We start from the raw sequence: 13,568 nt of genomic DNA on the forward strand, positions 1-13,568 counted from the left end.
ATAGCTTAAATTTATTATTTTCATTATAATTATCTTCTATTTACTATTTATTAGTTATATATTAATAAATAAGTCTAAGAGGCTATCTATGAAGTTATTTTAACTCTCAATTTTTAGGAGTAAATTTTACAGGAAAAAATAATGAGCCAAGATATAAGGTCAAAAGAAAGATTTAATCGAATTAACGATATATCAGAACCAAATAAAGATGGTCCAGAAGAAATTAGAAATAATTTTAAAAAATTTGTACTGAATATATTAGAAACAGACAATATAACCCCGTATAAGTTAAGTGAAAAAACAGGTACTCATGAAACAGCGTGGAAAAATTTTCTAGATGGTCGTACAAAAATGCCTGATATGGGAGCAATTGTTGCTCTTGCAGATTACAAAAATGTTCCACTAGATGAAGTAATAGGCAGAGATATAAATAAAGCAAAAAAGATAACGATAGAAATAAAACAAACTCCGGAAATATCGGCATCTATAGCTAAACTACCAAAAGATATACTTCAAGAAGCCATGTTGATAGGAGACAAAACTAGAGGATTTATTCATAAACCAACAAATAAAAAGACAAAATCTTTTGCTAAACAAGTTAAAAGTTCTAATAAACCGAAAGGAAGATCTATCTAAATAAAAATATGTTTTTCAATATTGATCCTAATATAAAACTTAAAACCTTACTTGATATTCTAAAATGGAAAATAACTTCAAAACGACCAAAATGGCCGACAGCACTGCGCTTGCTTCCACTAATATTTTACCACAAAAAATAACTAGCAATAAAAATACACAGCTAAATCTCGATCGCTTCAGACAAGATGAATTTAAGGACGAGTCTGCACAGTGTACATTATTAGTACGTGACTACAGACGAGTTCCACGAAATTCATTAGTATCAAGCGATCGAGATGACGCTGTACGAGTAGCATATGTAGGGCATGTAACCTTTTGAATTCAAATAGACGGTTTAAATATCTTAACCGATCCGGTATGGTCGGAGCGGGTTAGTCCTTTTACTTTTGCAGGACCAAAGAGAGTGGTAAAACCCGTATTAATTTTACCGATTTACCTAAAATAGATGTTATATTAATAAGCCATAATCACTATGACCATTTAGACATCAGAACAATTAAAGGTTTATGGGTACGAGATAAGCCTAAGATTATTACACCGCTAATGAATGACGTAATAATCAAAAAACATATTACCGATGCAGAAATTGTTACCTTAGGGTGGGGAGAGTCATATAAAGAACAAGAAATACAGCTAAATTCAAAAAGTTTCCAAGAAGATGAAATTAAAGGCGATGTAGAATTTTATTTAGAACCGACACAGCATTGGTCGACTAGAGGAATATTTGATAAAAATAAAGCATTATGGGGAACCTTTATCATTAAAACTAAGATAGGAGATATTTGTTTTATAGGTAATTCGGGTTATAACGATACTCTTTTTAAAGAGATCGGAAAAAAACATAATATTTTAATAAGCCTTATTCCGATAGGGACTTATGAACCAAGATGGTTTATGAAGGTGTATTTTTCCTATTTGATAAATTAGATGTGTTTTATCTACCAATACTATATGTTTTACTGGATCCCGTGAATAAATCACGAGATGACAGAGAGGAATAACAAGCCACACCAACCACCCCTGAACGACACAAAATTCAGTTTATAATGGAGATAAAAGCATATTTATTACTGAATGAAAATTGCCAATTTCTGATTTATCACGAGAAGAGAAAATACAGCTACTAAATGGTTGTGCTTGGGGCGTTGCATTAGTCCATAATATTCTATCACTTTTTGCTTCTACTATTCCTATAGACATAAATATATTATCTGCATTACTTACTGAATAACCCAAAGCACTCATTAAAAAGTCATGTGTACGAACTCCATTAGTCTTTATCATTTGCACATAATTAAGTAATATAAATATATCAGCTCCTGTTTTTCTCCTAAAATTATAACAGGTTCACCTATATTTTGAGTCATTGAGAAAGCTTTTTCTTCAGGCCATAATAAAGGCATATATAAAGCAGTATAAGTATTATTATAGGAGCTACGGAAACGAGATACTAAATCATCAAGCTTTTGTATTCTAATATCTTTGTTGTGCAATAGCTTAACTCATAAACCATTCTTCTGCATTGCTAAAGAAATTTCTTGCTTCAACAATTCTTCCAAATGATCTTCATAGTCATATTTACGTTCTTTGCAATTACCAATATCTAGCGTATATACTTCCGTTTGCATCGGTAAAACTAATATTTCCTTGTATAGATAAGATAATAAAAATTATAGCTTTATGAAAATTTTATGCATAACATTTAAATTTAAAGTTTAAAAAACACAAATAAGGATACTTACATTCATTATTTTCGTCAAGATTTATTTTTTACCTATTACGGTTAAATAATATGGTCATAGAATAAGCAAGTACGGCAAACATGCAAAGATATAAAATCGGGAATAGGTTAAAATCAAATGATTTTATTACCTTTGCACAAATATAATTAGCAGTACCGGACATTAACATTGAGCCGATATTATGTCCTAAACTTATAACACGATAGCGTTCTTTAACTACAAAAGACTTAATAACTATACTATGAGCAAGAGCATTAAAAGGTGCAACTGATGCAGCTAACATTAAACTAGCTGCAAGCCCTAAATTAGTCATTTGATATTTTACTGCTATCACAAAAAATACACTTGCTGTAATAGTACATATAAATGCGATTTTTAATACTGAATTAACTCCTAAGCGATCGGCAATAAAACCGGCAATCGGCATACAAACAGCAAAACATATTACTATTAAGACCGAAAAAGCACTCATAATAATACCGATTGAAGGTAATACGATCGGTAAATATTGCTTCATAAAGATGATCGCAATTTGATATGTTGCTCCAAAACCTCCGGCTAAAAATATTAACCGTGCAATATTTTTCCATTGCTTTTTAATTATAGAGCTAAGTTTTTCAATAAAATCTTGGCTATAGTGTGCTTTTTTAAACTCCGGTGTTTCATCAAATTTCTGGCGATAATAAAGAGTTATTAATGCAAGTGGTAAACTTAGTAAAAACGGAATACGCCAACCCCACTCCGGAAAAATATGAGAATTAAAGAAATTAGTTGCACCGATTCCGCATAATAAACCCATTACTCCTGTACATCTAGTTATTGCCGAGGCAGTAAATCGGTATTTTGCTCCTAAATGTTCAATAACATAAATCGCTGCACCGTCATATTCCCCTCCAATAAAAATACCTTGCATGAAGCGACATAAAACTAAAATTATTGTACTCCAAACTCCTATCGAGGAATAATCGGGCAATAAACCTATTATTAAGGTAGGGATTACAATACCGATAATCGTAAAACTTAAGGCTTTTTTTCGACCATATATATCCCCTATACGTCCAAAAATATAAGCACCCATAGGCTTTGATAAATATGCTGCTGCATAAACAGCAAAAACATTTACAAGCTTTGTTAATAGATCAGTACTGGCTGAAAAGAATTTATCAGCGATAATTGCCGCTGAAAAACCATATAAACTATAGTCGTAATATTCAATAATAGTGCCTAAAAAAGCACCGAGAACTTTATTGCGTGATTTTGTTTGTTTCATTTTAAAGGTATACTGTGAGTAAACGAAAAGTAGGTAGACGAAGTTTAATTTGGAAAAGAGCAAGGCGTCTTGAAGCTGATAACCGCAGCGTACATACTAGTACGTGAGGATTATCAGCACAAGATAACGTAGCCAATTTTTCAAATTAAACGAGTATACATGACCGCTTTGGCCGTTACTTAAAATCCTTCAAAGACCTTTATGTAAAGGTGGACTTCATATATCTAAACTGAATTAGTATTAGACAGGGACGATGTCCTAAAAGTTAGTGGTAGTCCTAGGTTAATATTAAGCTCACGCACCAAGCAGCCAAGAGCTAATATATCACTTTCCCATTTTACATGCAAGGTTTTCTAGGTAACCTGCTATGGTAGTTAAGGTTTCTGCGAATTTTTCTTCGTCGGGATGATTTTTTTGAAGACTGTTTTTATTAAGTTTTTCTGTTAGACTAGCTATTTCAGCTTGCGCATTAAGTGATGCCATAACTAATAATAGCTCAAAAGAGGCTGTGGGGCTACCAAGTTTAATTTCCGCTATTTTATCATTCAATTTATTCGCTAAAGATAGTAATTCTTCCTCATCTCCATTATTACAATATAATTGAAAACTCTTGTTATTTAATGTTACCGTAACAATTGACATAATTATTTTTGCTGTTTTTTTATTTCTTCAAGTTCATTAATATAAATGTTAATTTGATCTAGCATTGTTATATAATTATCTTTTAATGCTTTATTTTCGTTTTGTAATTTTTGAACTTCATTTTGATTATTTACAAGCATACTCAACAAATCATCGAGTTTATGTTCTACTTCTTCCATTAATTTCTTTAGACTGCTTACATAACTTGCTTCTAAAGGTAATTTGTACGCCGATCCTGTACTCGCATCCTCACGTACGTCTATGTACGCTGCGGTGCCGCGTTCCGTGTCTCCTTCAAACGCCTCTTTATTAGCTTTGTTCTGTAAGCAGTCTAATATTTCATTATCCATTTTCGTTTAATCGTTAATTATGAAGGGATGACTTACAATAATAATTGATAACATTATAATAGATATAAGTACTAATTGTTTTTTACGTTTATAATTTATCAATACTTTAGCTCTTTTATTATTTAATAATTTTTCGGTTTCGTTCTGTTTAGTAGCTTCTATCTGCTCTGCATTTCTATCTTTTACATTAAGATGATCCAAGTATAATTTTAAGTAACCTCTTACGTATACTTCTCCCGGTAAAACATCAAAATTACCCTCTTCTAAAGCTACTAAATATTTTTTTCTAATTTTTAAATCACTAGATACCTGATTTAAAGTTTTACCTGAATCTAACCTAATTTGCTTAAGCATTGACGACATAATTTACTCAAGTTTTTGTAAGAATATTTCAAATTTCTTGTTTGCTAAAATAATTATATTTAAGTCTATAGTTTCTTGAGCTTTAATTTCTTTAATAAAATCAAGAAAATTTCTAACTAAGTTATTATTATTATCAATCCATAAATCTAAATCAATAGTTGTTTTAGATTTATTAATTATTTTTATTAATAATCTACGTTGTTTGTCATATAAATCATCTTTTAGCGATTGAATACCTAAGCGACGCCAAAATGAATCGTTCAATTGCCTATCACAAGCTTTACGTAACCAATCAAGACTAAACATATCACTTATAACAAAATAGGCTTTTGCTATCTCTTTATTATTCCCTGAAGTCTGTTTTGTTACATATATAATGTCAAATACTGAAATTAAATTGTCAAATGTAGCGATAGTAGTAGCCAATGATTCCTCTACCCCGCTAGTGGTATAATAATTTAATTTTTCTTCAAATCTTATTTTAGTTTCTCCGACTAATAAAGTATCTACCGTTTTTCTTAAGTTTTGTGCAGGAACTCTAAACTCTTCTATAGTTTCACTAATATTAATAGGATGTTTTAAATTTTTAATAAACCACGAAATACCTCGACGCATTAATTTCGTTATTTCGGTAAACATGTCGATTTTTACATTGTAATCAATATTAGTAGGTAGCTTACTTATCGTTTCCCATATATCATCAAGATCAAAAATTTCACAAATAATGGTATATGACCTTATTATATCACAAAGAGGAGCCCCAATCTCACGCTTTACAATACTAATAAGCGGTCCTCCAAGCTGATTAATTATTTTATTTATAGTAACGGTTTTAATAATCTCATGTTTAAGTGGATGAGATAAAATTTCATTACGAAACTTTTTTTGCATCATTTCAGGAAAATAATCTATAAGATATGCATCAAAATATTTATCATGGGAAAAAGTAGAATTAATTAACTCATGATAAGCAGATCTCTTACTATATGATAGCAATATGCAAAGCTCAGGACGAGTTAATACTTCACCACTAATAGCTCTGCTATTCAATTCTTCTGCACTAGGCAAGAATTCATTTTCCCGCTCTAATACTTTTTCTTCTTCTAAAATATCTATAAATTGACTAAGTATATTAACAGTTAAAGTAGGAGATAGTTGCATAATTGTTATTGCTTCGGTTTGCTTATAATTATCAAGTAATACTAACTCTTCAACTTGCTTTGTCATATCGTTTAGAAGTTTATTACGTTCTTCTAAAGTAATTTTTCCTGAGGTTATCGCACTACTTAAAGCAATCTTGATATTTACCTCATGATCGGAGCAATCAACACCTGCTGAATTATCAATAAAGTCAGCATTTATGCGTCCACCTTTTTTAGCATATTCAACTCTACCTCTCTGTGATACCCCAACATTACCGCCTTCTGCTATAACTTTTGCTCTAATTTCTTCACCGTTACATCTAAGGTTATCATTTGCTTTATCACCGATTTCTAAATTATTTTCCGTCTTAGCTTTGATATAAGTGCCTATTCCACCATTCCACAATAAATCAACATCTGCTTTTAAAATAGCTTTAATTAATTCTTCCGGTGATAATTCATTATCATTTATATCAAGTAATTTTTTAATTTCCGGTGATAATTTTATTAATTTACTACTGCGTTCAAATACTTTGCCTCCTTTAGAAATAAGCTTAGAATCATAATCAGACCAATTAGAACCCTTTAAATTAAATAAACGCAAACGCTCATTAAAACTTGATAAAGGATCAGGAGTAGGATCAATAAATATATGTTTATGATTAAAGGCAGCAACTAACTTAATAGCCTCTGATCTGAGCATACCGTTACCGAACACATCTCCCGACATATCTCCTATACCTACGACGGTAATAGGGTCTTTTTGGACATCTAATCCTAAAGTTTTAAAGTGATTAGTTACGGAAATCCAAGCTCCTTTGGAAGTAATAGCCATTTTTTTATGATCGTAACCTGCAGAACCACCGGAAGCAAAAGCATCATCAAGCCAGTAATTATATTCTCTTGCCACACTATTAGCATAATCCGAAAATGAGGCTGTACCTTTATCGGCAGCAACCACTAAATAAGGATCTTCTTTATCATAAATAATAACGTCTTTTGGATGTACTACTTTACCGTCAATGATATTATCAGTTATGTCTAATAAACCTCTCAGGAAATTCTTATAGCATTCTACCACTTTTTCCATATATTCATCACGAGTAAGCCCTTCCTCAGTAAAATGAACATAAAAACCGCCTTTAGAACCGACAGGAACAATAACAGAATTCTTAGTCATTTGTGCTTTCATAAGCCCAAGGACCTCAAGTCTATAATCTTCTGCTCTATCCGACCATCTAAGCCCTCCGCGTGATACAGGACCGCCTCTTAAATGAACAGCTTCAAAATTTCTAGAATAAACAAATGCTTCAGCAAACGGAACAGGTTTAGGTAAATCCGGTACTTTTGAAGAATCAAACTTAAATGAAAAAATATGTTTATGTGGTTGATAGTAATTTGTTCTAGTAATAGCATTAACTATACCAAGCATATTACGTAGTACTTTATCTTCACTACTCATCTCAACGGTTACTAAGTAATTATTTAGTTTGTCTTTAATTACGTCACAATTATTACCCGAATGTTTAGGATTAAATTTTATATCAAATAGATTTACCAACATTTTTGTATATTCAGGATGTTTAAGTAACGTTAACTGTACATAGCCTTTACCGTAACTAAATCCCGTTTGATGTAAATATCTTGTTAAAGCTTTGACGAGTTTAACTTGCTTCCAGTTAAAACCGGCAAGCACTATTAATTTACTTAAAGAATCATTAGCAAGCATCCCAAGTGCCATTTTGTCTAAAGCTTCTTCAACATTTATTTTTAATTCGGTAATATTATCCTTTACAGGTACAATAGAAGTTAAGATAAAATTATATATCCAGCTTTCTTTGATTTCGAGAGCCTCCTTAATTGCAAAAGTTTGTTCATCAATTGCTTTAAAACCTAAATTTTCTATTGGCGGCAATATGTTAGAAAGTGCAAGTTTTACTTTTGGACTATATATTTTTAAGTAAAATTCCGTTTCATTTACAGAAACTAGATTAAACATATATTTTTGTGACTTACTTGCTTCCGTTAGATATTCAATATCTACTAAAGCTATTTCCGGAGAAAATTTTTGCCTATAATCTGCCGGAAAAACATTATCAAAAAGCTTTAAATTAATACCTACTTGATATTCGCCGAATTTTTTAGAAAGCTTAAAATAAAAATCTTCACTCCAACGTGTAGAGATACGATCTAAATCTTGCTGTATTATTTCTGCTTCAAAATTTATTTTATGTTCCCCTTGTGCTTCAAGCGTTACAAAAAGATAAGAAAAACTACCGGCTACTTCGGTGATATAGTTGGATAAAATTTTACTACCGAATTTTTCTGCTAAATAACAATCTATCATATTATGCATTTCAGCCGTTAAACGTTCTCGTGGCAGAAAAATTATGATATTAAGAAAAGAACTAGACCAATCATATTGAATAAATAATTTAAGCTTCTTACTCATCATACTTGAGAGCATATGTAAACACATACAATATAAATCGCCTTGATCAATTTGTATTAAAGCTTCTCTCGGTAACGACTCCATTAAAATTCTTAACTTATCGGCATTATAACCAGATAATGCAAAACCGGCTTTCTCAATTACAAAATTAAATTTTTGTCGTAGGATTGGAATATTACTTATTGAATGGTAATACATATTTGAATTATATATACCGAAAATTATACTGCCCGAAATATATTCACCCAAAGAGTCAAATTTTTTCACTAAGATATAGTCGATTAAATTATCTGAATGGATAAGCGACGCACTATTTATTTTACCGAGTATTATTAATTGATTTTGATATAAAGGATTAGCAGAACATTTTATAATATCATCAATCTCGTCTTTTACTTCTTGCCATATTTTTGCTGCTCCTATTTCATTGCTTAATTTTAAAGATTTTACTTCAAAATCAAGAGTCCCTAATAAAACCAAATTATCGTTTTGTAACCAATTTAAGAATTCTTTAGCCTCTTTAAAATTTAATTTATAATTATCAATTATATTTTTAGATAAATCTTGTAATTTTGTGAGTAATTGCGGTAAATGGCTATAGCTTTGCTCTAACTTTTCTAATCTTTCATTTATAGCCTCGGTTAAAAATGTAGTAGTTTTATCGTCAAAATTTCCTAAAATGGTTAAATGTAGTATTGATTCTGATTTTTCATCCGACACAGAATTTTCTAATATTTTTTCTAATTCTCCTTTACTATTTCGTACACAGTTTATTACCGGATGAAGTAAAAACTTAGTTTGCAAATTCATGTTTTTAAGCAGACATATGATAAAATCAACAATATGCGGCTTATTATCAAGTAATATCAAGACATTTATTGCCGGATCATTTTCAATAACTGCCTTTGTTATTGCTATTTTTCTTGCTCTTGCTATCCTTTGTTTAAAAAACTTAAAGGCTTCATCTGCAAAATTTTGGAATAATTTTTCTCTATTCTCAAAATCATAATCTATCGGAATATAATTGAAAAACTTTTGAACAAAATCTATATATATGGAACTTGACTCACGTTCCTTGCTAAGTTCTAGAATTTTAGTTTTATAATTCGGGATTTGACAATTTAAACGGCTAAAGTTTAAAGAGGTTGTTTTTGGGGTCATGATTTTCTTAAGTAATAATATGATTATTTTTGTTGTTATTATATTATATAAAATAACTTAAGCAAGAGGCATAGAAAATAAGTGGAAACGATATTTGCACAAAGCTCTGCATTCGGTAAAGCAGGCGTAGCGGTTTTTAGGATTTCTGGTCCTAAAAGTTTAGAAGTTTTACAGCTACTTACCGGTAGAAAGGACTTTAAATCGAGATTAATGTATTATCAACAAATTATAGTCCCTGAAACTAAGGAGCTAATCGATAATGTTATGGTTGTTTATTTTAAGTCACCTGGTAGCTTTACCGGGGAAGACGTAGTCGAAATTCACACGCATGGCAGTAAAGCTATATCTATAATGCTGACAAATGCATTATTAAAAGCTGGTATTCGTTTGGCAGAAGCAGGAGAGTTTACCAAAAGAGCTTTTTTAAATAACAAATTTGATTTAACGGCAGCAGAGGGGATAGCCGATTTAATTAATGCCGAAACTATAATGCAGCATAAGCAAGCAATTAGACAAGCAAACGGCAAACTTGAAGAATTATATAATAATTGGCGTAGTCAGCTTTTAAAAATTATCTCTCTGCTTGAAGCTTATATAGATTTCCCTGATGAAGATATACCTGATACCGTCCTTAATGAAGTTACTAATACTCATACAATTCTTGTAAATACAATATCGGAATATCTTAATGATAACAGAACAGGAGAATTACTACGAAGTGGTCTTAAGCTTGCAATTATCGGTCCGCCAAACGTTGGTAAGTCTAGCTTACTAAACTTCTTAATGCAGAGAGATATAGCGATTGTCTCAAATATTGCAGGAACTACTAGAGATATAATTGAGGGACATTTAGACATTGGCGGCTATCCTATTATTTTACAGGATACAGCAGGTATAAGAGAAGAAAGTAGTGACATTATCGAGCAGGAAGGTATAAAACGAGCTATAAATTCAGCTAAAACAGCAGATATTAAAATTATAATGTTTGATGCCGAAAAATTAGACTCCTCTATAAATGAAGATATTATTAATTTAATTGATGAAAATACTATCACAATAATTAATAAAATCGATTTAATCGAAGCTAGTAAAATCTTTTCTATTGAAAATAAATATAAATGCTTAAGAGTTTCAGTAAAAAATAATATTGCTCTTTCAAGTATATTAAAAAATATTGAAAATATTGCCGAAAACATGGCAGGATTTACCGAAACTCCTTATATAACAAATCAGCGTCATCGTAACTATTTACAACAAGCTCTCTCACATTTAACGGCTTTTAGCTTAGATAATGATTTAGTTCTAGCAACTGAAGATATTAGAATGACGGCACGCTGCATCGGTGCAATTACGGGTGCTATCAATGTAGAAGAAATACTAGGCGAGATCTTTAAAAATTTCTGCATAGGTAAGTAATATTGTATAGCTCGTTCTATGTCATTCCCGCAAGGTATTATTGCATGGACACCAAATCGTCATTGCGAGCGACTGTAAGGAGCGTGGCAACCTCATGAAACAGTAGACTTCTTGCATAACCTCCTTCTAAAGATAATTTGTACGTCAATCCGTACTCGCATCCGTTTCCTGCAAATTCCTCTTTATAAGATAGGTTATGCAAGAAGTCTACTGTTTCATGAGGTTGCCACGCTCCTTACAGTCGCTCGCAATGACGAAAAAACGAAACATTACAGCATAACAATCATCTTTCTCAAATCTTTCCATATATTAATTTATTTTAACTTTATCTTGACAAAAACATTAACATACTTTAGAAACCACGTTTTATTAATTAAAGGAGTAACATTATGACATCTATATTAAATATAAATTTAAAATGCGTTATGCCTATATTTGGAAGTGAAATAATAAGCAGTTTACCGGGTAATGTAAGCCACATCATTCATAAATTAAGCAGTACTATATTTTCATCAGTATATAGTACTGTTGCAGGAGCTTTTAAAAAAGGTTATATAGTGAATCATACACAGTGTAATTGGAAAAACATTGAACAATCTTTCAATGAGTCCCCAAATGATTTTTCAATACTACACCAAGAGTGCAACAATGGTTTAAATACTCCAATAAATAATATTTTTATCGATGCTGAAAATAATCCTCATATACTTTTACAACAAACTGTAACACCTCATCAAAACGGTACGGCTAGTATTCTTGGTCAACTTTATAAAGTAACAAATAATTATATGTTCTCTCAAGGCAATATTACCGAAACTAGCGGAGCTGATTTCTTAGGTTTAAATGAATGCATTCAAGAAGAAGCTATGAGTGCTTTACAAAACTATAACGCTTATAAAGAAACTTTAATCCCTCGTGAATCGCTTATAAATACTCTTGAAAATACTCTAAATCACTTAGGTCTCTCTTTAGATAATGTCTCTCCTACAGAAATAGGTAAAGATATTTTAGATCAACTCGGTAAAGCTTACACTGATGACCCTACTACAGAAAGACCTAACGATGATACAAATGACGATGGATATAGCGGTGCTTATATAGCTGGAATAGCATTAGGAACATTAACTGTAGGTACTATCTTAGGGTATTGCATTAAATATGGATGGAATTGGTATAAGGGAAGAAATATAAAAAATGAAAATTTAGATTTAATAATGAAGAATAAAGAATTAGCATTTGTAGAACTACTACATGAAAATTTTAAGAATAATGCAGTTATATTAGATGAAGTTATAAAAATAAATAATTTACATGATATTATAAAACTAGCAAAATCTATTAAGGAATATGAATTCTCAATACTACCACTAACTAATTTAAATAATGAAATTATAAAATTAAATTCCCCATCCGCTATAGCAATAAACTTAGATTCTGCAAGCGGAATATTGCATGCAATATGTAATAGTCTTGGCGGTGATGATAGTTTTAAGACTATCAGCAACTTTGCACGCTTAATAACAATTATACGAACAGCAAATCCCAAGTCTGAAGAATATAAAGAAAGCATTACAGAAATATTTGAGATATTTAACCCTCGTTACACAGATATTGACTATCAAAATTGCGAAATACCGTTATTAGCCGATGTATCATCACCACATGACTCCTCAGGTATAGAAGCATAGAACGTTGTTAGTACCATAACAAACCATAATTGACTTTTTGAAAGTTATATATAAAATGATACTTAGAGTAGCAAAGTGCTATTTCGGGGTGTCGAAACCTCTGCCAAAAGTGAGAATATTTCTCACAAAACTGATGCAATCCTCAACTTCACGGTTGGGGTTATAATAGTTATGTCCAAGGTTTAAAGCTTAAGCTTAGAACCTAAAGGCTATTATGGCTATCGTTGATGGTTTTCTTACTCCCCCGACCACCAAGAGTTTATTTCTCTTCAGTGATTGAAACTTGAGCAGTTTAAGTTTAATCAATCGGGAACAAATATGTCTGACCAAAATACTAAAATCATCTCAAGACTCGTCATAGAATTTATTTTAAATGAAAATAAAAAAATCTAAGAGCCGAGATAGCAGATTTACTAGAAAGACCTATAACAAAAAGCGATATCGAAAGAATAAAACAACGCTTAGCAGAATTAGAAAAAATATTTAGTAATGATTTATAGCCTTGAAAATATCATCATCTCATTTTATTAACTACCTACTATAAAAATAAGCACTAAAATCATTATTAACCATTATGATAAATAGTGCAAAAATAGCAAAAGACGGTAAGGTTTCTATACCAGTTGCATCATATTAATATAGAGAGGTAGATGCTTTAAAAGGAGGAAGAACATACATAATCACACCCGCCAATATTAGCATG

General features: G+C 31.1%; 13 protein-coding genes and 1 other RNA gene. 5 read left to right on the forward strand and 9 right to left on the reverse strand.

Annotation, left to right across the window (positions count from 1 at the left end; genetic code table 11):
- The first annotated feature begins 141 nt into the window (after positions 1-141).
- The 3 genes from RGRA_RS0107225 to RGRA_RS0107235 all read left to right on the forward strand — a co-directional run bounded on the left by RGRA_RS0107225 (position 142) and on the right by RGRA_RS0107235 (position 1,566).
- Complete coding sequence (locus RGRA_RS0107225) at positions 142-636, forward strand: helix-turn-helix domain-containing protein (protein ID WP_017442614.1); 495 nt, start codon at positions 142-144, stop codon at positions 634-636.
- Positions 637-727: 91 nt separating this feature from the next.
- Positions 728-958 (forward strand): palindromic element RPE3 domain-containing protein, encoded by a 231-nt coding sequence (locus tag RGRA_RS14740; RefSeq protein ID WP_236609854.1) that lies wholly within the window; start codon positions 728-730, stop codon positions 956-958.
- 98 nt (positions 959-1,056) lie between these two features.
- Complete coding sequence (locus tag RGRA_RS0107235; RefSeq protein ID WP_084520618.1) at positions 1,057-1,566, forward strand: MBL fold metallo-hydrolase; 510 nt, start codon at positions 1,057-1,059, stop codon at positions 1,564-1,566.
- A 114-nt stretch (positions 1,567-1,680) separates the two neighbouring features.
- Here RGRA_RS0107235 and RGRA_RS0107240 read toward each other — a convergent pair whose 3' ends face one another.
- The 9 genes from RGRA_RS0107240 to RGRA_RS0107270 all read right to left on the reverse strand — a co-directional run bounded on the left by RGRA_RS0107240 (position 1,681) and on the right by RGRA_RS0107270 (position 9,761).
- Positions 1,681-1,923 (reverse strand): hypothetical protein, encoded by a 243-nt coding sequence (locus tag RGRA_RS0107240; RefSeq protein WP_017442616.1) that lies wholly within the window; start codon positions 1,921-1,923, stop codon positions 1,681-1,683.
- Positions 1,920-2,132: a hypothetical protein gene (locus RGRA_RS11170; RefSeq protein ID WP_017442617.1), complete on the reverse strand. Its 213-nt coding sequence runs from the start codon at positions 2,130-2,132 to the stop codon at positions 1,920-1,922. Before RGRA_RS11170 ends, RGRA_RS0107240 begins: the two co-directional genes overlap by 4 nt.
- A 9-nt stretch (positions 2,133-2,141) precedes the next feature.
- On the reverse strand, positions 2,142-2,267 hold the full coding sequence (locus tag RGRA_RS14180; protein WP_017442618.1) for a hypothetical protein: 126 nt from the start codon (positions 2,265-2,267) through the stop codon (positions 2,142-2,144).
- A 142-nt stretch (positions 2,268-2,409) separates the two neighbouring features.
- Positions 2,410-3,651 (reverse strand): MFS transporter, encoded by a 1,242-nt coding sequence (locus RGRA_RS0107250; RefSeq protein ID WP_017442619.1) that lies wholly within the window; start codon positions 3,649-3,651, stop codon positions 2,410-2,412.
- 156 nt (positions 3,652-3,807) lie between these two features.
- A non-coding RNA gene (ssrS, locus tag RGRA_RS11175) (6S RNA) lies at positions 3,808-3,966 on the reverse strand.
- A 9-nt stretch (positions 3,967-3,975) separates the two neighbouring features.
- Positions 3,976-4,293 (reverse strand): cell division protein ZapA, encoded by a 318-nt coding sequence (locus RGRA_RS0107255; RefSeq protein ID WP_017442620.1) that lies wholly within the window; start codon positions 4,291-4,293, stop codon positions 3,976-3,978.
- A 2-nt stretch (positions 4,294-4,295) separates the two neighbouring features.
- Complete coding sequence (locus RGRA_RS0107260) at positions 4,296-4,643, reverse strand: palindromic element RPE1 domain-containing protein (protein ID WP_017442621.1); 348 nt, start codon at positions 4,641-4,643, stop codon at positions 4,296-4,298.
- 6 nt (positions 4,644-4,649) lie between these two features.
- Positions 4,650-5,006 carry a helix-turn-helix domain-containing protein gene (locus tag RGRA_RS0107265; RefSeq protein WP_017442622.1) on the reverse strand — a complete coding sequence of 119 codons (357 nt, stop codon included), beginning with the start codon at positions 5,004-5,006 and terminating at the stop codon, positions 4,650-4,652.
- Between the two features lie 3 nt (positions 5,007-5,009).
- On the reverse strand, positions 5,010-9,761 hold the full coding sequence (locus RGRA_RS0107270) for an NAD-glutamate dehydrogenase (RefSeq protein ID WP_017442623.1): 4,752 nt from the start codon (positions 9,759-9,761) through the stop codon (positions 5,010-5,012).
- 81 nt (positions 9,762-9,842) lie between these two features.
- Here RGRA_RS0107270 and mnmE point away from each other — a divergent pair, with 81 nt between their 5' ends.
- Together mnmE and RGRA_RS0107280 are read left to right on the forward strand one after the other, a co-directional pair.
- Positions 9,843-11,177 carry a tRNA uridine-5-carboxymethylaminomethyl(34) synthesis GTPase MnmE gene (gene mnmE / locus RGRA_RS0107275; protein ID WP_017442624.1) on the forward strand — a complete coding sequence of 445 codons (1,335 nt, stop codon included), beginning with the start codon at positions 9,843-9,845 and terminating at the stop codon, positions 11,175-11,177.
- A gap of 389 nt (positions 11,178-11,566) precedes the next feature.
- Complete coding sequence (locus RGRA_RS0107280) at positions 11,567-12,865, forward strand: DUF5460 family protein (protein WP_017442625.1); 1,299 nt, start codon at positions 11,567-11,569, stop codon at positions 12,863-12,865.
- Positions 12,866-13,568 lie beyond the last annotated feature (703 nt).

It is taken from the genome of Rickettsia gravesii BWI-1 (assembly GCF_000485845.1).
GTDB lineage: Bacteria > Pseudomonadota > Alphaproteobacteria > Rickettsiales > Rickettsiaceae > Rickettsia > Rickettsia rickettsii.

Bases quoted from the DNA above. Each gene is read 5' to 3' on its own strand.
- RGRA_RS0107225 (WP_017442614.1), top strand. From the start codon at position 142: ATGAGCCAAGATATAAGGTCAAAAGAAAGATTTAATCGAATTAACGAT.
- RGRA_RS14740 (WP_236609854.1), top strand. From the start codon at position 728: ATGGCCGACAGCACTGCGCTTGCTTCCACTAATATTTTACCACAAAAA.
- RGRA_RS0107240 (WP_017442616.1), bottom strand. From the start codon at position 1,923: ATGATAAAGACTAATGGAGTTCGTACACATGACTTTTTAATGAGTGCT.
- RGRA_RS14180 (WP_017442618.1), bottom strand. From the start codon at position 2,267: ATGCAAACGGAAGTATATACGCTAGATATTGGTAATTGCAAAGAACGT.
- RGRA_RS0107250 (WP_017442619.1), bottom strand. From the start codon at position 3,651: ATGAAACAAACAAAATCACGCAATAAAGTTCTCGGTGCTTTTTTAGGC.
- RGRA_RS0107255 (WP_017442620.1), bottom strand. From the start codon at position 4,293: ATGTCAATTGTTACGGTAACATTAAATAACAAGAGTTTTCAATTATAT.
- RGRA_RS0107260 (WP_017442621.1), bottom strand. From the start codon at position 4,643: ATGGATAATGAAATATTAGACTGCTTACAGAACAAAGCTAATAAAGAG.
- RGRA_RS0107265 (WP_017442622.1), bottom strand. From the start codon at position 5,006: ATGTCGTCAATGCTTAAGCAAATTAGGTTAGATTCAGGTAAAACTTTA.
- RGRA_RS0107270 (WP_017442623.1), bottom strand. From the start codon at position 9,761: ATGACCCCAAAAACAACCTCTTTAAACTTTAGCCGTTTAAATTGTCAA.
- RGRA_RS0107280 (WP_017442625.1), top strand. From the start codon at position 11,567: ATGACATCTATATTAAATATAAATTTAAAATGCGTTATGCCTATATTT.